General features: G+C 67.8%; 15 protein-coding genes and 1 pseudogene. 2 read left to right on the forward strand and 14 right to left on the reverse strand.

The features are described from left to right. Positions 1 to 2: 2 nt before the first annotated feature. The 9 genes from NRB20_RS26350 to NRB20_RS26390 are packed head-to-tail and all read right to left on the reverse strand — an operon-like array spanning position 3 to position 10,644. Positions 3 to 1,022 (reverse strand): BMP family ABC transporter substrate-binding protein, encoded by a 1,020-nt coding sequence (locus NRB20_RS26350; RefSeq protein WP_153413582.1) that lies wholly within the window; start codon positions 1,020 to 1,022, stop codon positions 3 to 5. Between the two features lie 17 nt (positions 1,023 to 1,039). Continuing rightward, positions 1,040 to 1,870, reverse strand: a complete 831-nt coding sequence (locus NRB20_RS26355; protein WP_194290012.1) for a nitroreductase family protein — start codon at positions 1,868 to 1,870, stop codon at positions 1,040 to 1,042. A 44-nt stretch (positions 1,871 to 1,914) separates the two neighbouring features. Beyond that, complete coding sequence (locus NRB20_RS26360) at positions 1,915 to 3,102, reverse strand: questin oxidase family protein (protein ID WP_153413586.1); 1,188 nt, start codon at positions 3,100 to 3,102, stop codon at positions 1,915 to 1,917. Between the two features lie 3 nt (positions 3,103 to 3,105). Then, a complete protein-coding gene (locus tag NRB20_RS26365; RefSeq protein ID WP_153413588.1) occupies positions 3,106 to 4,353 on the reverse strand; it encodes an MFS transporter in 1,248 nt (415 codons plus the stop codon). Continuing rightward, entirely contained in the window at positions 4,353 to 4,583 is a 231-nt protein-coding gene (locus NRB20_RS26370; protein ID WP_153413590.1) for a tautomerase family protein, read from the reverse strand. Before NRB20_RS26370 ends, NRB20_RS26365 begins: the two co-directional genes overlap by 1 nt. Continuing rightward, complete coding sequence (locus tag NRB20_RS39375; RefSeq protein ID WP_153413592.1) at positions 4,570 to 8,256, reverse strand: non-ribosomal peptide synthetase family protein; 3,687 nt, start codon at positions 8,254 to 8,256, stop codon at positions 4,570 to 4,572. Before NRB20_RS39375 ends, NRB20_RS26370 begins: the two co-directional genes overlap by 14 nt. 36 nt (positions 8,257 to 8,292) lie before the next feature. Beyond that, on the reverse strand, positions 8,293 to 8,997 hold the full coding sequence (upp, locus tag NRB20_RS26380; protein WP_153413594.1) for a uracil phosphoribosyltransferase: 705 nt from the start codon (positions 8,995 to 8,997) through the stop codon (positions 8,293 to 8,295). Beyond that, complete coding sequence (locus NRB20_RS26385) at positions 8,994 to 9,695, reverse strand: HAD family hydrolase (RefSeq protein WP_153413596.1); 702 nt, start codon at positions 9,693 to 9,695, stop codon at positions 8,994 to 8,996. Before NRB20_RS26385 ends, upp begins: the two co-directional genes overlap by 4 nt. Then, entirely contained in the window at positions 9,685 to 10,644 is a 960-nt protein-coding gene (locus NRB20_RS26390) for a pseudouridine-5'-phosphate glycosidase (protein WP_319945420.1), read from the reverse strand. Before NRB20_RS26390 ends, NRB20_RS26385 begins: the two co-directional genes overlap by 11 nt. A 204-nt stretch (positions 10,645 to 10,848) precedes the next feature. On the opposite strand from NRB20_RS26390, the gene NRB20_RS26395 reads away from it, so the two are divergent. Continuing rightward, positions 10,849 to 11,691 (forward strand): acyl-CoA dehydrogenase family protein, encoded by an 843-nt coding sequence (locus NRB20_RS26395; RefSeq protein WP_194290013.1) that lies wholly within the window; start codon positions 10,849 to 10,851, stop codon positions 11,689 to 11,691. Positions 11,692 to 11,718: 27 nt separating this feature from the next. Then, on the forward strand, positions 11,719 to 12,045 hold the full coding sequence (locus tag NRB20_RS26400) for an acyl-CoA dehydrogenase family protein (protein WP_153413602.1): 327 nt from the start codon (positions 11,719 to 11,721) through the stop codon (positions 12,043 to 12,045). Positions 12,046 to 12,141: 96 nt separating this feature from the next. On the opposite strand, the gene NRB20_RS38470 is transcribed toward NRB20_RS26400, so the two are convergent. From NRB20_RS38470 to NRB20_RS26420, 5 genes and pseudogenes are all read right to left on the reverse strand, one after another. Further along, complete coding sequence (locus NRB20_RS38470) at positions 12,142 to 12,612, reverse strand: LLM class oxidoreductase (RefSeq protein ID WP_227833909.1); 471 nt, start codon at positions 12,610 to 12,612, stop codon at positions 12,142 to 12,144. A gap of 65 nt (positions 12,613 to 12,677) precedes the next feature. Continuing rightward, a pseudogene (locus NRB20_RS38475) lies at positions 12,678 to 12,863 on the reverse strand (NtaA/DmoA family FMN-dependent monooxygenase); the annotation flags it as partial. Between the two features lie 123 nt (positions 12,864 to 12,986). After that, the gene (locus NRB20_RS26410; RefSeq protein ID WP_153413785.1) at positions 12,987 to 14,018 is read right to left on the reverse strand and encodes an aldo/keto reductase; all 1,032 of its coding nucleotides are present in this window, start codon (positions 14,016 to 14,018) and stop codon (positions 12,987 to 12,989) included. 439 nt (positions 14,019 to 14,457) lie between these two features. Next, the gene (locus NRB20_RS26415) at positions 14,458 to 15,273 is read right to left on the reverse strand and encodes an NADPH-dependent oxidoreductase (protein ID WP_319945421.1); all 816 of its coding nucleotides are present in this window, start codon (positions 15,271 to 15,273) and stop codon (positions 14,458 to 14,460) included. Further along, entirely contained in the window at positions 15,230 to 25,513 is a 10,284-nt protein-coding gene (locus tag NRB20_RS26420; protein WP_153413604.1) for a WXG100-like domain-containing protein, read from the reverse strand. The genes NRB20_RS26415 and NRB20_RS26420 overlap by 44 nt, the downstream gene beginning before the upstream one ends. Positions 25,514 to 25,597 lie beyond the last annotated feature (84 nt).

Genomic DNA, 25,597 nt, shown 5'->3' on the forward strand with positions numbered 1-25,597 from the left:
ATTCACTTGTCCGCGTGCGGAATCGTGATCCGGCCCGCGATGATGTCCGCGCGCGCCGCGCGCACCCGGGCGAGCACGTCCGGATGTTGCAGAATCGTGCAGCCGCTCGTGGCCGCCTCGGTGGTCAGGCTGGTGACGGTGGCCCCGTCCTCGGCCAGTCCGAACGCGGTCGTGGCGCCGCCGGGTTTGCCCTGGTGAATTTCGGTCAGCAGGTCCAGTACGACCTTGTCGACCCGTTTGATCGCATTGTCCACCACCACGCCCGGCTGCTGCGGGCACTGGTTCACATCGACCCCGTAGGCCAGCACCCGGCTCTGCGCGGCCGCCTCGAAGACGCCGCCGTTTCCGCCGCCGGTGACGCCGTAGATCTGATCGACGCCGGACTGAACCGCGGTGAGCGCCAACTCTTTCGAGCGGGCGGGGTCGCCCACCGCGTTGTCGCCGCCGACGAACAGCTGGGTGTCGGTGACGTGCGGATTCACGCTGCGCGCGCCCAGCGCGAAGGCATCGGACCATTGATGGAAGAAGGCCGAGTCCCGGGCGGCCACCGTGCCGACGTGCCCGCTGCGATCGAGCAGACCGGCCTCCACCCCCAGCAGGTAGGAGGGCTCGTAGGCCTTGAACGTGCCACACCGCAGATTGGCCGGGATCTTCGTCGGGCACGCATCCACCAGGACGAACTGCTGATCCGGATATTTGTCGGCGAATTCGCTCACCAGATCGTTGAATTCGTAGGTGATCAGCACGATGGCGGCCGGATGCCGTTGCACCGCCGCCTCCAGATTCGACCGGCGGGACTGCTCATCGGTGCTCTCATAGGTCCGTGCGGTCGCGCCCAGCGCCTGGGCGGCCTGTTCGGTGCCGGTCTTGCCGAGCCGCAGGAATTCGTTCTGCCCGATGGGCGCGTCGGTGATGTAGATGATCTCCTCGCCCGAGCCGGTGGCCTGGGCGCCGCAGCCCCCGATCCCGGCCAGCAGCAGCGCGGCCACGACGGTCCGGACGATAGAGCTGATTCTGTGCATCGTTGTTCTCCTGTGGCCTATCTCAGCTCGAAACCCTGGCGGTGGAAGGTGTTTCGGATCCCCTGCCGGCCGTGCAGGCTCTCCTTGGTCGAGATCCGGCCCGCCAGCCGGTTCTTCACCCAGTCCTCGGGTAGTTCCTGTTCGCGGTAGTAGCCGTTGATGCGGTCGAGGTAGTCCGCGACATCGGCCTCGGCGGGCGGGGTGTAGGTGTTGCGGTGCACGACGACGCCCTGCCCGTACCGCGGTTTGACGTCGGCCGGGTCCTCCGGATCGGGTATGCCGATCGCCAGCCCGTACACCGGGAAGGTCCACTCCGGCAGCCGCAGCAACTTGATGACCTCGTCGATGTTGTTGCGCAGCGCGCCCACGAAAGTTATTCCGTAGCCGAGTGATTCGGCCGCGACGGCGGCGTTCTGCGCCGACAGCGTGACATCGACGATGCTGGAGACGGCGCTGTCCAGATAGCTGGTCGCCTCGATGGTGTGCCCGTGTTCACGGGCGAGGGCGATATTGCGCGACCAGTCCGCCACCCACACCACGAATACCGCCGCGTCCAGGATCAGCTGCTGATTGCCGGCCAATTCGGCCAGCCTGGCCCGCACAGCCGGATCATCGATCACCACCACACTGGTGAACTGGAAGTTGGCCGAGGTGGAGGCGGACTGCGCGGCCGCGAGAATGACCGCCAATTCGTCCTCGCCGATCGTTCCCGGCAGGAAGCGCCGCACCGTGCGGTGCCTCAGCAACACCTCCAACGTGGCATTGCCCACCGTCCCGGCGCGCGGCGCACCGGATCCGTATCGTTTGTCGAGCTGGCGCTGCAGGTCGGTCGAGATCGCCTCGGTCACGTGTGTTTTCCTGTTCGTTCGGTCGGATCGCGCTGCGGGCGCGGTCATTCGGTGGGCGGTTCGGCGAAACTCGGTGGCAGCTCCGGGGTTCGGGTGAACTGACCGGCGGCATGCCGGTAGGCGTTCCAGCCCTGTTCGTTCCACCACTGCCGCAGGACGAAGACCAGTTTGGGGTTGTGTTCTTCTTCCTCGAGCCACGACCGTCGCGCGATGAGATCGAATTCCGCTGCGGCGGAATCGGAGTGGTCACCTCCGCGCACCGGGTACAGCGCTGCGAGTTCGCTCAGTTTCTCCGGTCGCGGGATCTTCCGCTCGGCGGCGAGGATGATCCGCGCACCAGCCCAGTACAGATCGTGCAGCCGTGCGGTGGCTGCTTCGGAATCCAGCGTCCGGGCCACGGCCTCGAGGGCGAACAGCGAAGTGATCAGGTGCAGCACCACGAAATCGCCGGGCTGCGCCAGATACAACAGGGTGACCGCGCGACGAACCTGCGCCTGCCTGGCATCGGGGGACAACGCTGCCGCCCAGGGGGATCGCGCCGCCAGTTCCGGTATGCCGCCGTGCGCGACGGCGGCCACCCGCGCCTGCAATCCGGAACGGTTGAGTTCGGGATGCAGCCGAGTCACCGCGTCGGTGTCCGAGATGACGTTTCGCACGGCGCCGCCGAATGCCTCGTCCCGAGCCCAGCTCCGGCTCAGCGCCAGCAGCGAATCCCATGGCCCCCGAGCGGACGCGCCCGCCGGACGTCGCGCCTCGTCGACCACTGGAACGAACGAGAAGGCCAGGTACGCAAGCGCTTCCGCGATCATGCCCGGATGTTCGGCCCACACCGCCCAGCCGAGGTGGATCGCGGCATGGGTGAACGCACCGATCCAGCCGCGCAGCAGTTCGGGGGCATACCGGGCCACCGCGGCGGTGGCTCCGAGCCGTGCGATCTCCGCGTCGAAGAATCCGCGGTAGGCGGCGAAATGCACGCGCTGCCCGAGGAACTCCTGCCAGTTGCCCGAGTCGATCACCCCGGGCGAGGGGCGAGCGGGTTCGAGCGGGAACCCGTACGCGGTCAGCTCTGCGTAATTCTTGTAGTAGTCGCGGATCAGCGTCTCGGGCGCACCGAGTTCGGCCAGTGCGACCACCGCGTGTTTGACGTGGTTGGTGAGATGTCCGTTGAATTCGATGTGATGGCTGCGGTCGTCGAGCAGATCCGCGACGTCGGCCACGCTGTCGGAAGGCAAGGGTCACCGCCTCTCTGTCTGATCGTCGGGAACGGTCCGGGCTTCGATCGGCGAACCATGTTCGGGTGCAATGTATTTCGTCTCGCGCCCGCAAGCGGCCGCAGTGATCGTCTGCAGTATCGCGACCGCCAGCAGCACGCCCAGCGGCACTGTCCAGCCGTCGGTGAATCGGCGGATCACACCGACCGCGTACGGGCCCAGGGCCGCGATCAGATATCCGACACCCTGCACCGCACTGGAGAATTCGATCGGCGCGGGTGTGCTGCCGGCGCGCACCGTCACCACGGCCAGCGCCAGGGAGAACACCGAGAGCCCCACACCGAGCACCAGCGACCACAGCAGCGGAGCCGCGCCGGGGGCGATCAGGAAGCCGAGCACTCCGGCCACGGTGCACACGCTGAACCCGGCGAGCCAGCGCGCCGGATGCGCCGAGGCGGCCACCAGCGGTGGGACCAGCAGACTGATGGGAACCCCTGGGCAGGTGAGCACCCCAAGATAACCCCCTGCCGCGCTCGCGCTCACTCCGGCGCTCTCGAGCACCGAGGGCAACCAGCCGATCACGACGAAGGCGACCAGCGCCTGCAGACCGAAGAACAACGCCAGCCCGATACTGCGGGTTCGGCGCAGGACCTCGATCGGATTCCGTTCTCGCCGAGTGTTTTCCGAGTGTGGGCGCCCCCGGGCCGGTACCGAACGCCACACCACGACCACAGCCGCCACCGCGAGTAGTGCCCACAGCGTCAGCGCCCGGCGCCAGCCGCCGACCACACGGGTCAGCGGCACCACGGCGGCGAAGCCGATCACCGCGCCCGCCTGCAGCGCCGTGGTGAACGTGGTCACCAACACCCCGGTCCGTCCGCTGCCGCGCACCACGACCGGCAACAGCACCGCCAGCAGCCCGACCCCGATCGCCGCGAGGAAGGTGCCGGCCACGAATACCACCAGATCCGCCCACGGCCGCACCACGAGCCCGATCCCGACCAGTGCGAGCGAGGCCACCAGCCCGTTTCGCACCGATATCCGGGACAGTACGAGCGGCGCGATCAGGCTCGTGATGGCGAAGGCGAAAACCGGTGCGGCGGTGATGATTCCCGCCGCACCCGCGCCCGCGCCGTAGTGTCCGGTCACGGTGTCCAGCACCGGGCCGACGGCGGTGATGCCCGGACGCAGGTTCAGCGCGGCCACGCCGACGACCACGGCCAGCGCCGCGACCGGCGCCGGGCGTGCTGCTGCGGAGTCTGCGGACGCCATCAGTAGTCCGGTGACCGCAGCACCCCGGCGCCATCCGGCCGGTCGGTGATCAGTGGTCGATAGACGCGTTCGGACCACTGGTCCGGATCGACCGGTGCCAGTCCGATCGACACCGCGCCTTCGCGGACTCCGAATGCCCGGATCACCGCGGCGACGATGTCCTGCTCGAGCCGAATTTTGGCGGGCTCGGCCAATTCGGCCGGGAAATGCGAGATCTCAACGTGCGGCATTGGGCATCAACTCCTGACTCATCCGGTGTTCCAGCACCGCGGCGGCGATATCGAGCGCACCGGCGGTCACGATCTCGTAGTGGCGATAGGGCAGGTTGCCCACGGGCCGGACACGCTCGCGCAGCGGGACGACCGGAACGTCGGCGAAACTCGGACCGTCTCCCCGCGCCCGCAAAAAGACGCTGTGGTCCAGCAGATCCGGATCGATGCCGCTGGGTTCGGACCGAAACCGGTAAGTGTGCTCGACCACCGCGACGATCCGCTCGGCCATCTCACGCCCGAATTCGGGTACCCGCGAGGTGATCAGATCGAGGAACCGCTCGCGCGTGGCGACCGCCTCGTCGAGTTCGGCCGCGAACGGCGGGTCGATCCGGCCGGTGAACACCGAGGCCAGCACTCGCTTGAAATATCCTGCGGCATAGTCGACCTCGCCATCGTCGGGCAGTCCGGGCAACACCGGCGAGCCGGGGGCGATCAGGACCAGCGCCTCGACCGGACGTCCTGCCGCGTGCAGGTGGTGGGCCACCTCGGCGGCGATCCGGGCCCCGAAGGAGTAGCCGACCAGCCGCAGCGGGCCGCCGGGCCGGATCCGTCGCACCTCGTCCAGGTCGTCGGTGATCAGGGCGGCCAGGTCCCGGTGCGGGACCTCACCGGCGTTCAGGCCGCGAGCCTGCATCCCGTACACGGTGTGCCCGTCCTGGGCCAGTTCACCGGCCAGCGCACGCAGGCTCATCGGATAACCACCCAGCCCCGGCCACAGGATGGTCGTCGTCGCGGAACCCGTACCGGCCAGCGGCAGCAGTCGATCCGCCCGCGGTGGCGCGGATTCTTCGGTGGCAGTGGACAATTCGGTGAGGGTCGGATGGCGGAACAGGGTCTGCACCGGAAGCGCGACCCCGAGTCGCTCGCTCAGCAGCCGGATCAAGCGCAGTGCCGACATCGAATTGCCGCCCTGGGCGAAGAAGTCGTCACCGCGGTAGACCGGGTCGTAGCCGAGTACCTCGGACCACACCCGTGCCACGGCACGCTCGCGCGCGGAGACCGGCGGGGCGACCGGACGTTCGGTCACGACCAGTTCGGCCGCCAGCCGAGACAATGCGGCGCGATCCTGTTTCCCGTTCCGCGACAACGGGATACGGTCCAGAAGGTGGATCGCGGACGGTACCATCGCCGACGGCAGCACCACCCGCAGGTCGTCGGCGAGCAGTTCCTCGGGTCCGCGCATGTGCACGGTGTCCTCGTCCATACCGGTCGCGGCGAGTTGGTCGTCGGATACCGGCCCGGCCAGTGCGAGATAACTCAGCGAGCGCAGCCCCAGGATATCGTCCAGCCGCCGCGCGGACGGCAGGTCCCGGCCGGTCAGTGAGGCGTATCCGGCCGACATGAATCCCAGGCCGACGCGGCTGCCCGATTGTTGCAGATGCGCCAGCGCGCGGCCGAGTGCGGTGAATCCGGCCCACCCGGCCTGCGGTGTGGTGGTGAACACGACCGCGAATCCCGAATCGTCGTAGCTGCGCTGATTGATCGCCACGACGTGGCGGCGCTCGATCTTCTGCTCGGTGACGAAACTCGCGCCCGCACTGGTGAATCGGTAGATACCGTGCCGATCGGTGCTGCGCTGCCCGTGCACCTGCACCCATGCGGTCACCACCCCCTCGGTGACGCCGGAAACCGGTTCCACGGCAACCGAACTCAGCATCCAGCCCGATTCGGCCGCGACCTCGTCCAGCATTCCCAGCAGATGACCGGCCTCGAACTGCAGCACCTCCCGGACGTTGGTGGTGTACACCGACTCGATCACCCGCGGCAGGCCGACCAGGTGCAGCCGCATACCGGTCCGGGTGGTATCGGCCACCCGGTACAGCGCGTGCCGCAGTGGATGGAAGTAGTAGATCCCGGATTCCAGACCGGCCAGCCCGCCGGTCTCGACGTAGATCCGGGTGCCGTTCAGCGCTCCCGGTGATGCGTAGGAATACTTGGGCAGCAATCGATCCGGACTGTGGAACGGGCCGAACCAGCGCAGCAACCGGCCGAGGCCGTCGAGATCCGGCATCCCCGTGGCACGCGCCGGTCGAGCCGCGTGCCACCGGTGCAGCAGCGCCTCGATGCGTGCGAGCGAGATGGGCACGGTGTCGAAGGTGCGATAGGTCTTGCGGGCGAACACCCGCCGTCGCTGTTCGGCGGTCGGTTCGGAGCCCGGCAGCGCGAGCGCTGGTTCCGTGCCGACCGGGCGAATCCCCAGATTCGACAATTGTGCCGTCACCTGGGTACGTGTCGTTTTGGAGCGGTGGTGGCGCCCGGCGACCCCCTGGTCCATCAGCGGCGCCTGTTCGGGGTCCAGCTCGACGAACGCGGCCAGTTGGGTGGCGCCGCGGGCGGTCTGCCGGGGCACCACCGCCGCGGCGCGGACCCAGGGATGCGATTCGATCCAGAATCGGACCTCGTTCGTCTCGATGCGGTGGCCGTCGACCTTCACCTGATCGTCCGTGCGGCCCAGGAACTCGAGATCCCCGTCGCTGTTCCCGCGCACCAGATCTCCTGTGCGATACCACCGTTCGGCGCCACGACGGACGAATCGTTCGGCGGTCGCCTCGGGACGATTGCGATACCCGTCGGCCAGTTGTACCCCGCCGATCAGCAACTCTCCCTCGGTCGCCGGAACACCCGAGTCGTCGAGCACCAGCAGGCGGCACCCGGCCACGGGCCGGCCGATCGGAACCACCGGGGTCAGGGCCGGATCGGTATCGGTGAAGTCGAACCACGTCGCGTTGATGGTGGTTTCGGTGGGACCGTACAGGTTCACCGCGCGCGCGGCCGGGAACGCCGCCCGCATCCGGCGGGCCACCACACCCGGCAGTGCCTCACCGCCGCTGACGATCGTACGTAGCGAGTCGAGCTCGCCCGGGGCGGGCAGACCGACCAGCTCGGACCAGACGGTGGGCACGCACTGCAGGATCGTTATGCGCTGTCGCGCAACATATTCCAGTATCGCCTCGGGGCGGGCGTGCGTACCGGCGGTCGCGATCACCACCGTCGCGCCGACGGCGTTGGCGAGCAGTTCCCATTGCGCGGCATCGAAACTCACCGGCGTTTTGAGCAGCACTCGCGCGTCGGGGCCGAGCCCGAGTTCGGAGCGCAGCCAGCCGAGCTGGTGCGCGATGGCCCGATGCGGTACCACGACGCCCTTGGGCGTGCCGGTCGTCCCGGAGGTGTAGATCGAGTAGGCCGGACCAGACCCCTGTGCCGAATGACGCGGTGTCAGAAAGGTTTCCGTGCGCCTTGCGTCCACGCGCAGCGTGCGTGCGCGCGGCGGCAGGATCCGCCGCGCCTGCTCGTCGGTCCCGGCATCGGTGAGCACCAACGCCAGCTCGGCATCGTTCGCCATATATGTCAGTCGCTCGGCCGGATAGTCCACCGCCAGCGGCAGATACGCGGCGCCGGCCCGCAGAATCGCCCAGACCGCGACGACCAGTCGCACCGACGGCTGCAACAGCACGCCGACCGTGTCACCGGGCCGTACCCCGGCCGCGCGCAACGACGCGGCCACGGCGGCCGAGTGCGCGGCCAGCTCGCGATAGTCCAGGGTGTCCCGATCATCCACGCAGGCAACAGCTTCCGGTGTCGCGTCGAGGTGTTCGGCGAAGAGATCGACGAGATTGTCCGCGGTATGCACGCTTCTCCTCACGTATGTCTTCCGGCCGGCCCGGCCTCAGGCACCGGCGACGGTGCCGTGGTACCGGTCGCCGAAGTCGCCGATACCCGGCTGCATGAACGCCTGATCGGTCAGGGTTCGGTCGATGTGCGAGGTGACGATCCGGATGTCCGGACGTCGCGACAGCACCGTGGCCAGCGCTTCCGGGCAGGTCAGCACGTTGACCACGAGGATGTCCGACTCCTCGACGCCCGCGGCGACGAGTTCGTTGATCGCGGTCAGCAGCGTGCCGCCGGTGGCGATGGTCGGATCGAGCAGCAGCACCTGCCTGCCCGCGATGTCCGGTGGCAGTTTGCGGTACAGCAGCGTCGGCTGCTTGGTGACCACGTCGCGCTGAATCAGGATCTTGCCGAATCGGGTGTCGGGCCGGATCTCGCGCAGTCCGGCCTCGAGCGCGTCCCCGGCCCGCGGGATCGTCACCGCGTACAGCTGCGGCTGTACCGCCTGCACCCCCTCGAACACGAATCCGGTGGGAGTGGGAACCGCGTGCGGTCGGTGTTCCAGGTGGGACAGCGCGGTTTCCAGCAGCAGCCGGATGATGCGCCCGGTGATGCGGACGAACTGTTCCTGACCTGCGGCGGCGTCACGTGCCTGCGTGTGCAGGGCGATCAGACCGGGTGTGGCGGGCAGGACGAATACCGCGGTGCCGAGATACCGGTCGAGATCGACAGGTCCGATGTCCGGACGGGTCCAGGTGGTCATGGCCTGGCTCGCTTTCGATGTCGCAGGAGCAGGGTGTCGACGACGTCGTAGAAGGTGTGAGCCACGTGATCCGGTGTGGCGGACGCTATCTGGCCGGTGGTACAGACGCCGTAGGTCACCCCGACGGTGAATGTGCCCAGCGCGTCACCCAATCCGATATCGGCCGCGGTGTCGCCGACCACCGCACCCCCGGCCCCGGCCTCGGTCAATCCGAGTGTGCTCAGTGCCAGGTCGCCGCTGGCGCGATGGGGTTTGGGTTGATCCACGTCGTCGGCTCCGACGACGGCGGCGAAGGCGTCGCGGATTCCCGCGGATTGCAGGATCAGTTCGGCGCTGGCATGTTTCTTGCTGGTCACCACCGCCAGCGCGAGCCCGGCGTCGGCGAGCCGACCCAGCCCGCCTACCACACCCGGAAACAGCAGATCGGCCGCCTCGGGCACGATCACCTCCCGGTACCGGGTCAGATATTCCTCCGAAACCCGTTGCGCCGTAGCCGAATCCGCCGGTGAGCCGGACAGTTCGGCGGCCATCTCGAGCAGCGGCCGCCCGACCAGCCGCCGCGCCACACCCACGCCCGGATCGACGCCGGTCACGGCCTCGACCGCCAGCACGAACTGCTCGGCGATCGCGCCGGGGGTATCCAGCAGGGTGCCGTCCAGATCGAACAACACTGCGGAAGACGGTGTTTCAGTGGGCATCGCGGACTCCTTCGGCCAGTGCGGCACGGGCGGATTCGATTTCGGCGGCGGCCGCGGCGGTGCTGATCAGTACCGCACGGTTCGCCGCGGCGGCGGCGCCGCCGGTCGCCTCGTCCACCGCGCGCAGCACGAAGGTGGTCACGGCCGCACCGGTGACCCGCTCCCGCTCGGCTCTGGCCAGCGCGTCCCGGATGGCGGCCTCGATCCGCTCGCCGTCGAGCGCGTCGGCCTCCGGAATCGGATGGGTGACCAGTACGGATCCGGATCCCGCGAACTCCAGGTGCAATCCGGCCACCTCGGCGATCTCCCGTGCCGAGTCCAGATGTACCGGGGTGCGGAAGCCGCTGTCGCGGCAGTAGAACGCCGGGAACTCACCGGATCGGTACCCGATCACCGGGGTGCCCTGGGTCTCCAGGAATTCCAGGGTCAGGCCCGCGTCCAGGATCTTCTTGACGCCGGCACAGACCACGATCAGCCGGGTGCGCGCCAACTCGGTCAGGTCCGCGGAGATGTCGAAGGTGGTCTGCGCGCCGCGGTGCACACCGCCGAGTCCCGCCGAGGCCACCGTGGCGATGCCGGCGCGATCGGCGATCGCCATGGTCGCGGAGATCGACGTCGCGCCGAGGGAGCCACCGGCCAGCGCCACCGCGATATCGCGGCTGGTCACCTTGGCCGCGGACCGGCCCGCGGCGGCCAGCGCTTCGAGTTCCGCTGGGCCGCAGCCGATCTGGAACTGCCCGTCGGCGATGGCGATGGTCGCGGGTATCGCGCCACCGGCACGCACGGCGTGTTCCACCTCGCGCGCCACGGCGATGTTGTCCGGTGCGCGGAAGCCGTGCGCGATGACGTTCGATTCCAGGGCGACCACGGGCAGTCCGTGGACGAGCGCGTCGCGGACCTCGTCGGCGACGCGGAACAACGGTGATTCGACAGCAGCGATATCCGGCACGTGGATGACGTCCTTCGCAGCGGTGAGTGGGATTCTTCGACCCCCTGTGCGTCTCCCATGGTGTGCCGTGCGGCTGCCCGCTCCCACCTTTGCGACCACCGTGAACATATTTCTTGTCGCAAAACATCTGGCCCAGTAGATCTTTCGTGGGGGCGATGGGCCGATCGGTGCCCGACGCGCCACACCCAACGATCGGAGAGGCCGATGACCGCCGTCGACGAATTACCCGCCCGGTTGACCGCGATCGCCGACGCGACCCGAGAGCTCGCCGCGGAGGCGGCGATTCGCGATGCCGAACACATCCTGCCGACCGAGCAGCTGCGCCGCCTGCTCGATGCCGGGGTCGGCGCCCTGCGCGTGCCGGTGGAATTCGGCGGCTCCGGCGCGTCGGTGCGGGTACTCGCCGACGTACTGATCGATATCGCCGCCGGTGATTCCAATCTGGCCCAGATCTTCCGCGGCCACCTCGGGCTGACCGAGATCCTGCGTTCGGCTCCCCCGGGCCCGGCACGTACGACACTGCTGCACGATGCGGCGGCGGGCCGATTCTTCGGACCGGCCGGGGCCGAGCTGAACACCACGAATCTGTCGGCACTGAGCACCGAACTGCGCCGATCCGGCGACCACTACCTGCTCTCGGGCCGCAAGTACTACACAACCGGCAGCCTGTACGCGAACTGGCTCAACGTGCTGGTGCGCGAGAACGGCGAATTCCTCTCGGCGATCGTGCCGCGTGAGACTCCCGGGATCACGATCGTCGATGACTGGGACGGCTTCGGCCAGCGCCTGACCGCCAGCGGCACAGCGGTATTCGACCAGGTACGAGTCGATCCGGAATATGTTCTGCACCACCATAGTTCGTTGACCAACGACTATATGGAGGCGTTCTACCAGTTCGTCCACTCCGCCACCCAGGCCGGAATCACCCGGGCGGCCGCCGACGATCTGGCCGCCGTCGTACGCGGGCGCACCCGGTCCTATCCGCTGGCCTCCACCCCCGACCCGACCGGCGATCCGCAGGTACTCCAGATCGTCGGCGAGGTGTGAAGCAAGGCGTATACCGCCCGCGCCAATGTGCTGCTCCTGGCCGACGCACTCGACGAATTCCAGTCCGCCCCTTCGGCACGGCGGGCGCGACGGATACTGCTGGACTCGGCCGCGACCCAGGTGGTCAATACCGAACTCACCGGTGCGGCGATCTGGCAGCTGTTCGACGCGGGCAGCGCCAGTGCCGTGAAATCCGGCCTCGCCCTGGACCGCCACTGGCGCAACGCCCGCACGGTGTCCTCCCACAATCCATCCGTCTACAAGGCCGCCCTGATCGGCGATCACACCGTCAACGGCACCGCGCCCCGCAGCTTCCTCAACACCGCGGCCGAGGACACCGACAGCCGGGCGTGACTCTCGGTGTTCGCCTCCCCGAACATTCTTTCCGGCGGTACCCAGCAGCGTCCGCCGCGGATCGCGACCACCGAACAGGACGACTCGCAGACGATTTCAGGCGGATTCGGCGATCGCACCCGGATTCCGTTGCCGGACCGGCAATCCCAGGCGCGCGCGCAGCGTCCGATCTCGGTATTCGCGTTGGAACAGCCCGCGCTGCTGCAGAATCGGCACCACGCCGGTGGCGAAATTCTCCAGATCGACGACGGTTTCGGCGGGCATGATCGTGAAGCCGTCGGCAGCTCCGGCCTCGAACCACTCCTGCAGATCGTCCGCGACCTGATCGGGGGCGCCCACCAGCAGCCGATGGCCCGAACCCCCGGCACTGCGCTCGATCAACTCCCGCGGCGTGCGCGGCCCGGCGGCGATCAGCGCCCGGGTGGATTCACTGAACCCGGTCGAAAACATCTCGGCCGGAATGGTTTCCGGCAAATCGGCGAGTTCGATCGGATCGTCCGGCCCGAACGACCCCGGCCGCGGGCCCAGGCCGCCGAGGAGGTTGGCGGTGAGCCGCTCGACCGGCAACAGGTCGTAGCCACTGTGAACACCACGTCGGCGAAGTCACCGGCGAGAGTCGGGCCGCCTTCCGACCCGCCCGCCTGAACCACGACCGGCCGTCCCTGCGGGCCCGGCGGCACGGGCAGCGGACCGGCGACGGAGAAGAATTCTCCCTCGTGATCGATGCGGTGAATGCGATCGGGATCCGCATAGCGCCCCGACGCCTTGTCCGCGACCAGCCAGTCGGATTCCCAGCTGTCCCAGAGCTTGGTGACCACATCGAGGAATTCCCACGCGCGCCGATATCGAGATAGGCGACCGGATCGGCGTGCGGTAGCCGCCCGGCCTGCCGGAAGTGTCCCGGCGTCATCAACGACATGTTCAGGTGGAAACCGGACATCTCAACGCCGCGTTCCGGTTCCGTGCACCCCGTGCTCATCGATCAGCGCCAGTTCCTCATCGGTCAGCGTGGGGAACGACAGCGCCGCGAGGTTGTGATCCAGCTGCTCGACCGAACTGGCGCCGATCAGCGCCGAGGTGACCTCGGGACGCCGCAGCACCCACTGCAACGCCAACTGCGCCAACGATTGCCCGCGCGATTCGGCGATCTTGTTGAGCGCGGAGGTCCGTTGCCGATAGGTGTCGTCGATGACCTCCGGAGACAGGAACGCGCTGTTGCGCGCCCGCGCGCCCTCGGGAATCGTCTCGAGGTACTTGTCGGTCAGAAGCCCTTGTGCCAGTGGCGAATAGACGATCACGCCGAAGCCGTCGGAGCTCGCGGTCTCGAGCAACCCGCCGCGTTCCGGGCCGCGGTCGTAGATCGAATACCGGGTCTGGTGGATCAGCAGCGGCACGCCCTCGGCCGGCAGCAGTTCCGCGGCCTCGTGCACCCGGTCCGGCTGGTAGTTGGAGATGCCCACGTACAGCGCCTTGCCCTGGCGCACCGCGTCCACCAGCGCACCGACCGACTCCTGCAGCGGAGTATCGAGATCGGGACTGTGGTGATAGAAGATGTCGACATACTCGGTACCCAGATCGCGCAGGCTGTGCTCCAACGAGTTCAGCAGGGACTTGCGCGATCCGCCCCGCAGGTAGGGGCTCGCACCGATCGGGTTGCCCGCCTTGGTCGACAGGATCAGCTCGTCGCGGTAGGGCGCGAGATCTCTGCTCAGGACCGCGCCGAAATTCTGCTGCGCGGCCCGATGCGGCGGGCCGTACCGGTCCGCGTTGTCGAAATGGGTGATGCCGAGATCGAAAGCGCGCAGGATGATTTCGCGCTGCGTGGCGAACGGGTAGTCGGTGCCGAACTTCTGCCACAGTCCGAACGAGATCGACGGCAGGTCCAGGCCGGACCGGCCGCTGCGGCGATACGGGATCGTCTCGTAACGGACGGGGGCGGCGGTGTAGGGCGTAGCAGGGTCGTAGACGGTCATCGGGTCCTCTCGAGTGGGGTTGTCGATACCGGAAATCGCAATCGTCGAGGCCGTCAGCACGAATCCGATGTCCGGTACGGCGGCCGCGATCGCGGAGAACAGTACGATCGGGTCGAACAGATGGCTCGGGCCGTGCGAGGCGTCGCGCTGCAGCGCCGGATGATCCGATACGAACACCGCGTCGAGATTCCCCGACCGGGCGATCTGCGCGCAACGCCGATAGCGTTCGAAGTCCGCGAAGCGATTCCACTTGGTACCCGGCCAATTCCACGCCTCGGCGGACGCGCCGGACCCGACGATGGATGCGGCGAGAGTCAGTCTCCGCCGCGTCGGCCGCGCGGTCGTGCCGATTCCGGTACTCATGGCGAAGGCTCCTGTTCGGCGAGCGGCCGCAGCCGGACAGGAATTCCGGACCCGGGCGCGGTACCGCAGGGTCGCGCTACTGCGACGGCAGCCCTTGTGCGCGCAGATGATCCCGCAGGCGGTCGCGGCCTTTGAGGCTGTCGCGATCCGCGAGCCGCTTCAGCACCGGGGTGATCCATCCGGCCGAACGGGAGTGTTCGGCGTTGTACTGGGCAAGACGGGTGTCGTAGTCGCCGATCAGACTGTCGTCACTGTCGTCGTAGACCTCGCGATGCAGTACGACCTGTTGCGGCAGACGGGGTTTGACGCCGGCGGACTCGGCCGGATCGGGAACACCCACCGCCAGGCCGAAGGTGGCGAACACCCGATCGGGCAGGTGCAGTTCGGCGGCCACCGCATCGGGCGCGTCGCGGATGGCGCCCACGAATACCGTTCCCAGACCGAGGGATTCGGCGGCGAGCACCGCATTCTGTGCGGCCAGCGAGGCGTCGACGAAACCGAGGATGGTCGACTCGAGGTATCGCGTCGCATCCAGCGAAGCCCGCTGGGACGCCGCGAGCCGGGCAGCGCGCCCCAGATCGGCCAGCCACACCAGGAACAGCGGGGCACGGCGGATGAAATCCTGGTCGCCCGCCAACGTCGCCAACCGGTCCCGCCGCGCGGGATCACGCACCGCGATCACGCTCCACGCCTGCAGATTCGATGACGTCGACGCCGATTGAGCCGCCGCGACGAGGGTGGTCAATTCCTCGTCGCCGACGGGTGCGTCCAGGAAGGCGCGCACCGAACGATGGGCCAGCTGTAGCTCGACGGTGAGGTTGGTTCTCGGCAGCGTGGTGAATTCGGGATCACGATAACGGCTGCTGACGGGATGGGGAGTCGTGGCGGTCACCCGTCCAGTCTGGCGCGGAGAAAGGTGGCGCTGCCATCGTTCCGATCACCGTGCGCGGATCCGGTGAAACGCCGATACGGGTGTTCCGCGGGAATTGTGGGACGGCATCGTCGCGCAGGCGCGCGGACTTTGCCGTGCTTCCGGTATCGCGCTGAATCCCCGCGAGCGCGTCGGCGAGACTGTCCGGATGTGCCCGCTGCCCGGTGGCCGGTTGCGCCGGATTCCCGGCCGTCGTGCGCGCGGTCGCGCCGTCGCCCCGGGTGGTCGCCGTGGTGGAACTCGTTGTGCGACTACGGAACCGGCTCAGCGGATGACGGAAGATATCCCGCAGATGCCGGTGCGGTGCGCCTACCGCCGGGCGAGGCTCCACCGTGTCGGAGCCGGATGCGCCGCGGCCGCGGAGATGGGAGACGAAGCGGTGCAGTCGTCGTGTGCCTACCCGCTGGGCCGCCGCTGGCACGACGGGGTCGTCCATGCGGAGTGTGCTGTCGGTGCGTGTGGTCGCCGTGGTCGTGTCGGTGCGGGTTGTTCCGTCGGTGCGAGTCGCTCTGTCGGTGCCGGTCGTCCCATCGGTGCGCGGCGGCCTGCCCTTGGCGCCCATCGGTTCTCTGTCGGTGCCGGAGGGTGTGCCCCCGGTGCGGATCTCGGTGCGCGAGTGGGTTGCCGGGTTCGTATCGGATGTGGAAATCGTCGGCTCCTTGCTGTCGTGAACTTGTGGTTCGGCGAGCTCCGTCGTGAGGTCGGGGGGCTTGCCGAGGCTGACGGTGAACAAGCGAGGGTCCGGGTTCGGAAAGGCAGCGGAGGGGACCAGCGGAAAGAGGCGCTGTCGCGGACGCGTGCCCGCGAGCCGCGACGCCGTGATCTCGTCTTCTTCCCGAACATGCTGTCGCACAATCGGTTCCGGTTCCGGCTCTGCGACCGGGGTGTGCTCGACGGTCTCCGAGGTGGTCCGGCCGGGACTCAGCGAGAAGGGCAGATCCACGACGGTATCGTCGCGGCTCTCCTCCGGCGTGACCGGTGCCCGGCGCGCGATCGGCGGCAGTCCATCCGGCTCATGTGCGAGCGCACGCGAGCGTTCGACATCGTCCGTCGACTCCGCCGGATGCTGGTCGCGTCGCTGACCGAGCGGCGCCGTGACGGACGGACCGGAGCCGTGCGCAGGCTGTCCGGTCGGCACGGCGAGGTAGTAGTGGCTGCCGTACACCAGAGTGGTCGCATCCGGCACCGACCGGGTGTTCTCGCCGAAGGTCCAGCCTGCCCGCAGCTGCCGGCTCTGCACCCGCAGGGTCAGATCGTGGTGACGAGCGAGCACGGCCGCGGCCGCTTGCGGAACGGTGTGGCTGACCGCGTTCCGCCATACTCCGCGGTTGGTTATCGCCTCGGCCTGTCGATAGAAGGCGGTCCAGAGCTGACTGTCGGTCATCCCCCGGGCGCGGCCCGTATCGGTCAGGACGGCGTGGAAGTTCCCGAAGTGAGTATCGGGATCGCGGACCAATTCATCGGCGACCTCCGCCCGCAGGCGACGAATGCGCCGGTCGAGTTCTTCCCCCGTGGCCGGCGGATCATCGCGATACACCACCCGTTCGAGCCCGTAGAAGAAGCAATCGCCGTCCCCCGGCATCGATTCCCACACATGGCCCGCCGGCGCGGGGATCCTGCCCACCGTGGCGAATCGCGGACCTCGAGGCCGCAGCCCGCCCGGCACCGGAGGCCGGTGGTGCGCGCCACTGTCCGTGCTCGTTCCCGCGGCTTCCGACTTCGCTTCGGCGGCTTCGGCTTTGGCCCTGATCCCGGCCACGGCCTCGGCCCTGGCTCTGTCCTGCGCTTCGGCCTCCACCCGGGCTGCTCTCCTGGCTCCGGACTCGGTCCTGGCCCCGGTTTCCGCCCTTGCCCTCGCTTCGGCCTCGGCCTTCGCCGCGGCATCGCGTTTGGCTGCTTCGGCATCGGACTTGGACTTGGCTTCAGCCTCGGCCCGCGCTCTGACCTCGGCTTCGCTCTTGGCCTTGGCCTCGGCCGCAGCTTCGGCACGGGCTCGGGCATCTGCGTCGGAGCCCGTCTTCGGGGCGGAATCGGCCTCGGTGCCGGTCCTGGTCCTGCGCGGACTCATGGCCTCGGCCAGCGCCAAGCCGGCTCGGGTCCTGGCCTTGGCTCTCTCCCTCGCCCTGGCTCTGGCTTCGGCCCTGGTCTTCGGGTCGGTCTCGGCGGCGTCGTGCTCGAACTCGGCCTCGGGCTCCTTCCCGGTGGTCTCGGGCTTCGTGAGGTCGGTGGTGTCGGTTCTGCTCGATTCCCTGGCACCCGGCGGGGTCTCGGTGGTGCGCAGCAGAGTGCCGCCGGAGACCCAGAGGGTGCCCTCGGGGCCACGCACCTCGATCAAGGCGAGGGCGCGCACACGATGGCCGATCGTCCCGACGGTTTCCCCGCCCGGCTCCTTGGCGGCTCCCTCCATGGGCGTGCCGAAACGCAGGAGTTCGCGGCGGTTCGACGTGACGACGCTGTATTGACCGAGCTCGGCGTGCTCGCCGGCGAGAGGAATCGTGAATGCGCCGCGGTCGTTGGCCTCGCCGGTATAGGGGCTGCTGAGGCTGAAGTTCATGGTGGTGTTGATCGAGTTGTCGGCCTCGGTCTCGAATCCGTCGCTCGCCCACCAGATGTCGTCGATCGCGATGTCCTTGCTGCTCTTCTCGATCTCGGGCGAATACAGCGTGATCTTGACCGAGGTGGGACCGATATGGTCACCGTCCCGCGCGGGCGGCCCGGGCGGTAAGGGCTCGGGCTGCGATCGGGTATTGAGGAAGGGGGCGGTGGCGGCGGGGCCGACCAGGGTGAGGCGGTTGCTCTCGACCAGCGTGGTCAGGCGGATGAACATCCCTTCCGAGGAGCGGTTCGTGAGCATCCGGTCGTCCACATCGACAGAGGGGTCGACGTGGCGCAATGCCTGCGCCAATTCCGGCACGCCGTCGAACTGGTAGATCTCGATGCCGCGGGTGGGTACCCAGGTCGGCCCGGTCAGCAGGTCCCGCACCCCCGGGGACACCTCCATCTCGATGACGCTGTCGCCCTCGTGCGAGGCCTCCGGGCGTATCAGCGGATCGGATCGGTAGAGCGCGGGTTCGGGAAGCGCTACGACGGTGTCGGCGTCGGGAGTCTCGGAGGTGTTGAACCTCATGAGTGTGCCGGCCCGCAGGCTGCGGTGGGATTCCGACGTCGGCGCGGCCAGCTCCGAAATATCCAGTGGCGGAAGAAGTACGAGTCCGGGGCCGCCCGCATGGGCCACGACGGCGATCCCGCGCCGCACCAGATACGCCAGCCGGGCCTCGTCCAAGGGGTGCCTGGTGAGCCGCACCCCGTATACATGGGGCACGGAGAATTCGCTGGTCTTGCCGAAACTGCGTTCCCACGCGCGCCGCTCACGGCTGGAGGTCTGAATTTCGGTCACATTGCTCTGACGCTGCACCGCGACGTCGAACTTGGGCCGATGGCCGTTGTGCTGGCCGCTGATCGAGACATCGATCTGGTGCCCGCGCTGGCGAGAATCCGTCATACGGGTGGCGCCCGGGACCTCGAGAGCGGCGCCATCACCGTTCTGGTGGCCGAAAATATTGTCCACACCGGAGGTTTCGGTGACCTGTTTGCCACGTATGGCCGACAGATCGACCGCGGGGTCGGGACCGGCCGCGAATGTGACCGTCACCAGATGCGGGTCGAACGGGTTGCTTCGATCGACGATGTGGAACGCGGTACGGCCGTCGGGTCCGGCGTTGGGCAGTGTGCGCAGGCCCAACGTGGTGGTGTGCTCGTTGATACGAGTCTTCACCCCGGCCACGTAGTTGCTCGATTCCTCCTCGGTCGAACCGGGTGCGTATTCCTCCATGAGCTCGAGCGCGAGATTCTGCAGCGCTTCCCGGCCGCCTTCGAGATCGACGTTGGTCACCGCGCCGTATCCGATCCGCTTTCCCTCCACGTATGCGATCGGGAGTCCGCGATCGGGCGGATCGGCCTCGGTGATCTTGCCGTACTCCCCCGCCGTTCCCGCCTCGAGGTTCTCGAGGTTGGTGTTGTCGACCAGTTCGAGCAGGTCGGGGTTGTTCTGCAGATCGTTGTCCACGAGCAGGAACTCCACCGCGTCGGGGACGTCCACGACACGGGTACGGTCCACGCGCGGCTTGCCGCCGAGCACGTTGAAGGCGAGATTGCGAGCACCGACGCGGACATGGACGATGTAGTGTGCGTCGGCGGTGAACCAATGGACCGGTGTGGTGTCCTCGGTGGTGACGCGGAATACGCCCGTGGTGTCGTTGACGGTGTCGCTGTGTGATGTCGTGGTGCTGTAGTGGTAGCCGGCGCCGGGAATGACGTTGCGGTCGACCTTGCCGACCGATTCGGTCAGGGTCGCGCCGGTCCGATGCGTGCGCTGGCGTCCCTTCGTATGCCCTGCGCCGCTGACGGACTGCAGCCAGCGCTCGGCATCCATCTTCGGCGGTTGCGGATGCACCTTGACGTTTGTCAGATATCCGGTGACCTTCACCGAGATATTGGTGCCGGCCAGCCAGCCGGGCGTCGAAGCACCCTCGACGGCCATATAGGAGTCACGGAAGATCCGCAGCGCGTCGCCGACCATGTGATAGGGCGACAGCGAGGTATGGATGGCTTCGTGGGCCATCGACTCCGGGTTCGTCGCGGGTTCACCGACCGCGTTGCGCCAGAGCCACCGGCCCACGCTGTAGGCCATGTCACTCGCGTGGTCGGTCGTCCACCGCAGCGGACCCTGCAGGTAGTCGCGGACCTGCGGCCAGGTCAACGCCGATTCCGTCCCCTCGCGCGGCGCACCGTCGTCGCGGGGGAAGGCGCCGGGGACCGGCGGATCGGCCGGGTCGTCCCGATCGGATCCGGTCTCCTCGCCTCGGGGCTCCCGTAGGTCGCCGTGCGCGTCGTCATCGCTCGAGTCGTCCAGCGGAATGTCGTACCACGGGCCGTCGGGGGCGTCCTCCGCCAGCGGACCGTGCTGTTCGTTCTCCCGGACGGGCAGGTCGATATCGTCGGGATCGAGGGGGAAACTGCCGGGAATTCGCAGGTCGGCGAAGTCGCCGCGGCCCGGTGGAACCAGCGGCGGCCGGGGCGCCGGAACCACATCCGTGGTGGTCTCCTCGGTCCGGCCGTGCGCTGGATCCGGGTCCGAATCCAGCGTCCGCGTGTGCGGGGCACGCTCGGATTCCGGTGCGCGAGAGGTTCTCTCGGCTTCCTCGGCGACCTCCGCCGCGATGTCATCGAGGAGATCGACGGTGGCCTTGCGCACTTCCCTGCTGCCGCCGACACGGTCGAAGAGGGTGGTATCCGGTGGCCGGAGCACACCGTCTTCCAACGTGCGCCCCGTGGACGGCAGCGTGAGGCGGCGGGCATCGTCGTCGTCGAACTCGCGGAAGGTGGGTTCGGCGGGCCTGTCGTGGATCTTCTCGGTGTGTGTGCGATACGTGGGGACGGCCAGGCGCACACGGCCGTCACCGCGGATGTCGTGCGGGGCGGAACCGTGGCTGTAGGTCATCACGATCCGGTGCCGCACCGGCACACTGAAGATCTGGATGCCGTTCTCGGTGGGGCTGAGGGTGTAGTACTCGTGACCGGTCCCGGAATTCGAATCCCGGATCTCGGATGCCTGTCCCGAGAAGGTGTAATCGGGAGTGAAACCCTGGAACAGCAGGCGAGCCTTCTCGTCGAACGGGCTCGAGATGGTGGCGTTTCCGCCGATATTCCAGGCCAGCGGCGCCTTCGAGAACTGCTCGTCGCCGGGGATCGTGGATCCGCTGTAATTCAAGGTCTGCACCTTGGGAAGCGTCCACTCGTGCGATACGCCGTCGTTGGGGTCGGCCGAGAGATACTGCCGTTCGGTGATGAGGCGGACCGAGATTCGATGTGTGCCGGTGGGAGTGGGGAGTTCGAACCAGGTGATCGCGCCACCGTCCCAATCTTTTTCGTCCTCTTCCTGTTCCGGGTCGTGATCCTTTGCGGTGCGCGGGCCGCCCTCGATGGCCTCGTCCAGTGAGCCACGCAGCCCGAGTTGTTCGACCATATCCTTGAACTTGCGAACATTGTCCACGCGCTCGACGTCGGTGGCATGCATGGTGGTCTTGTCCCAGAGCCAGCCCGCTTTGTTCTCCCGCCAGGTCGGCACGTCCCGATCGGGTGGAAAGAAGCCGAGGCCGGCCATCCATTTCCTGACGTCTTCGAACAGGGGTTTGGCGCCCTGCACGGCGAGCGGCGTGGTGGACACTCCCAGCTGACGTAGATGAAGGATTTCCGACGGCAGATAGAGTTCCTTTTCGGGCGCGTGGCCGAGCGTTTCCAGCGAGGGCACGAGCATCTTCACCGGATAATCGGCCCCATCGGCCAGCGGCGTATTCGGCGCGGGCTCGATCGGGCGGCCCCTGGCGGGGATCAGCGTGACATGCACGGTCATCCGAGGCGTCACGTCCAGGAGCGGCTGGTCGGTGCGCAACGAATGCGCGATGCGCGCGCTGCCGCCGTAGCCGAGGATGTGGCTGGACTTCTGTGCGACCCCGCCCTTGATGGTGAATTGCCCGCCGAGCGACTGTATTCCGGTGTCGGGATCGGTGTGCTTGCCACCGAAGCCGAACCCGAGCGACGGATTGAAACCCAGCGAGTTGGCGGTCGTGGAGGAACCCTGCATACCCTGTGATCGCAGCACGAAGGATTCGAGCACCGATTTCTCGGTGGTCGGACCGGTGATCTCCTCGCCGCCGTGCATCATCACCCTGATCTGGAGAGCGCCGATCACCTTTCCCGAGGACGTGAAGAATGTCGGCGTGATGACCGAACTCTCGTCCTTCTCACTGCTTTCCACACTGTCCTGCGCCAGGCTGCTGGTTTCCGTGGCATCGTCGGACAGCGGCTCCTCCCGCGTCCGGGCGGCGGCCGTGATGAGGCTCCGTATATTTCCCTCCGAGAAGAAATTTCGGAATTGTTTCGCGGAGTTGTCCGACATATCGCTCAAATGCTCGCGAAACGATGTCATGACATCGGACATGATCCGGACATGATCCGGAATAGTGACCGGTCCGAAGAGATGGAATTCGTCCACGGCACGGCTCAACGGCGCGGGAACAGTGCTGGGAATCCGATGGTTGATCGTCGGAACCGCACCGACCTTGGCGTAGTTCGGGAACCAGACCAGCATGTTGCTCGGCGGATCGCTCGTCAGTTCTCTTGCCGGGACATCGAGCGTGGGGTGCCAGATGCGGTTGACCGGAGTCGGCGAGAGCGCGTCGGACAGGCTGTCACCCTCACTCAATTCCCAGGTCATCGCGAAATCGAAGGGCCAGGATCGGCCCTTGCTCCGGATGATGATCATCGGTTGCAGGGTCGAGGTGACCGTGATGCCCGTGGACACCTGATTGTTGACCAGGTCCAGCTCCCCGCCCAGCGCGACATAGCTCAGGGGGCCGTGGTCCGCGGGAAAAGTGTGGGTGTAGGCGTAGGAGAAGGCGCGATAATCGCCGCTGCTGCTGAGGTCGGCGGTCGACAGGATTCCGAAGGCCCACTGCTGGATACCCACCGGCGGCCCGTCGGACAGGGGGGCGATCTGTTCCTTCGAGGGACCGATGGGGCGCAACGAAACTCGAAGCGAGACCGGATGCAGGCGGCCCTTGTATCGCACGTTCAGCGGCATGCCCGATTCGCTCATCAACTGGGGCCACACACTGGCGTCGCTGGAGAGCAGGCGCTGGGTCAGCACTCGGCGGACGTTCTCACGGAATTTCTCGTCCGGCCCGTCACGACCCTCCACCCTGAGGAATATCTGCTCGTGCAGCCATTCCACGGTTTCCTGCGGTATCGGAACGATGTTGGAAAGATCCTTGGCGACGTCACGCCGCGAACCGAATTCCCGCACCACAGCGGGTAGGTCGTCCTCCGGGGGAGTGATCACAACCTTGGGGATGTCCCAGGGCAACTCCGCGTCCGGGTCCTTCTCCGATCCCGACCCCGACTCCAGGTCCCGTTCCTGCTCGGTCCGGTGCGTGCCGATACGTACCGCGCCGAGGTGCTCGGCGGGACCCGCGCGCCGCTCCGGCAATGGGCGCGGTACGCCGCGGTCGCTGTACAGGATCGCGTGGGTGGAACGGATGTCCGCCGACGCCCGCGAACGACGCTGTCCGGTCGCCGGATCGATCACCCGGATCACACCGCCCTCGTTGTGCATCAGGTAGGCGTGCGCGCCGACACCGTACCTGTCCGTGGGACCGCGGTATGCGTCCACGACGAGAGCGACCGAGCCGGGACCCATGTCCAGCAGCTGGTCGCCGATGCTGTCGTGACCGTCGAACGATCGCAGTGGCGCGCCGGCCGCGTCTTCGAGTTCGGTGGCGCTCATTCCGCTGCGACCGACCCGGTACTCCGGCGGACGGGCGATGGTGCTGCCGGTCAACTCGACGATCTTCGTCAGAGCCAGCGGGCCGCACGCATTGAGGTCCACCGCATCCTCGTCCGGCGATCGCCACCGGTGATCGGACTCGGTCGAAACATGCTGTACCAGAGCCGATTCCGATGTCGGCGACCTGTCCACGCTCGGGTGCGGGCTCGACTCGATCCCCGAACCCGCTGTCTCCGAATCGTTTCCGGCCGCCGCAAGCCCCGCCCGCCGCGAGCCGATGGACGATCTGCTGTCCTCCGCGCCGACGGGACGCCGCACATCACCGGCTTTCCCCGCGTGCCGCGTTGATTCCGCCGACCCAGCCGTGCGGCCCGGAACCCGCACCGGGGAAGCGGATTTCGGCTCGGACTCGGGCCCCGAAAGGCCGATACGGCGCGAAGGCACGACCGCCTGCGCACGAGTCCGCGCCGTGGCTATCGGTGACGTGCGCACCGACGATCCGTCACCGCCGCTCGCCGAGATGTTCGCCCGCTGCGCATTCCGGCCCCCGGTCGCCGAGGTTCCCCGCGACGCAATGTTCGTGGCCCGCCCGTGGATCATCTCACCGAGGTTCTTCGAGTGCGCCGACCGCGGTGCCACGTTGACACGGCTGTTCGATCGTGACGCGGAACCCCCTGACCGCGAAGCTGTTTCGTCGACACTGCGCCCGGCCTGCGGTGACTTCCACTCGCCGACACTCGAACGAGACTCGGAAGCCGTTGTCCGCACGGACTTCTCGTCCGTGTCTCGCGTCCGGTCCACGCCTTCGGGCCCGGACTCGCCGAGCGTGTACGCGGAAGCCTTCGTGGCCGACCAGGATCGATCCGGCGGACTTCCCGCCGGGCCATCGAGCTTCGGGGAACTGCCGTCCCCAGCGCCCAGGGACAGCGAGGCCAGCCGGGTTCCGGTGGCGTGCCCGATCACCCCGTGCACACCACCGACCAGACCACCGCCGATACCACCCAGCAGTGCCGCGGGATCGAATTCCCACTCCCCGGTGATGACGCCATTGGCCACGATTCCCGCCCCGGCGCCGACCAACCCCGCGGGCACCGCCGAGGCCACCGCGATGCCGCTGGACTTCCACCACGTCATCGAGTCACGGCCGACCCAATTCCCCAGTCCCGCACCGAGATAATGGCCCACCGGCGTCGCGGCTCCCGCGGAGATCCCGGCCACCGCGGCGGTGGTGAGTGTCTGCTTCCAGTCGATGCCGCTGCGGTGTCCCTCGTCCTTCTGATACGCCTGAATGGCCAGATCCTGCACGAAGCCGATGCCGGCCTGCTCGAGGACCTCGATCGCCGCCAGCTTCCACAACGGCATCTCGGCAACCCTCGCCGCGTGCGCGATCAGCCGATTCGTCAGCGCGCGACCGATGATCTGCAGGATTCCGGCGCCCTCGGCCTCGATCGCGGGGACCGCGAAGGCGCCCCACAGTGTCGCCAGCGCCCACGCGATCTCCGCGGCCATGATCGCCAGGGTGCTGATGATCTGCAGTTTCGTGTACTCGATCTGCGTGCCGCAGTCCTGCACGCTGTCGGCGAGCTGCTGCAGATTCTTCGCGATCGCGTCCACGGACTGGTCGCCGGACAGCAGCGCGCCGAACTGTGTGGCCATCTGTTCCCGGCCACTGCCCGAATAATTGTCCAGCGCGATGTCACACGCGGCTTCGACCGCGGAGATCAAATTCCGCAGGTCCGTGGCCGCGGTATCCCAATCCCGGGCCAGCGCGAACAAGGTGTCCTCGTCTCCCTCGGGCCACGCCGCACCGGCCAGATAGCTCAGCCAACGCAGCCCCTGGGGCATTTCCAGCGACATGATTCACATCTCGGCCGGATGCGTCCGCCACGAACCGATGCCGGCTCTCCCGCTGGAGTGCGCACCTCGTGCGCCGAAGTCGTT

The sequence above is a fragment of the Nocardia macrotermitis genome (assembly GCF_009604405.1).
In the GTDB taxonomy this organism is placed as follows: domain Bacteria; phylum Actinomycetota; class Actinomycetes; order Mycobacteriales; family Mycobacteriaceae; genus Nocardia; species Nocardia macrotermitis.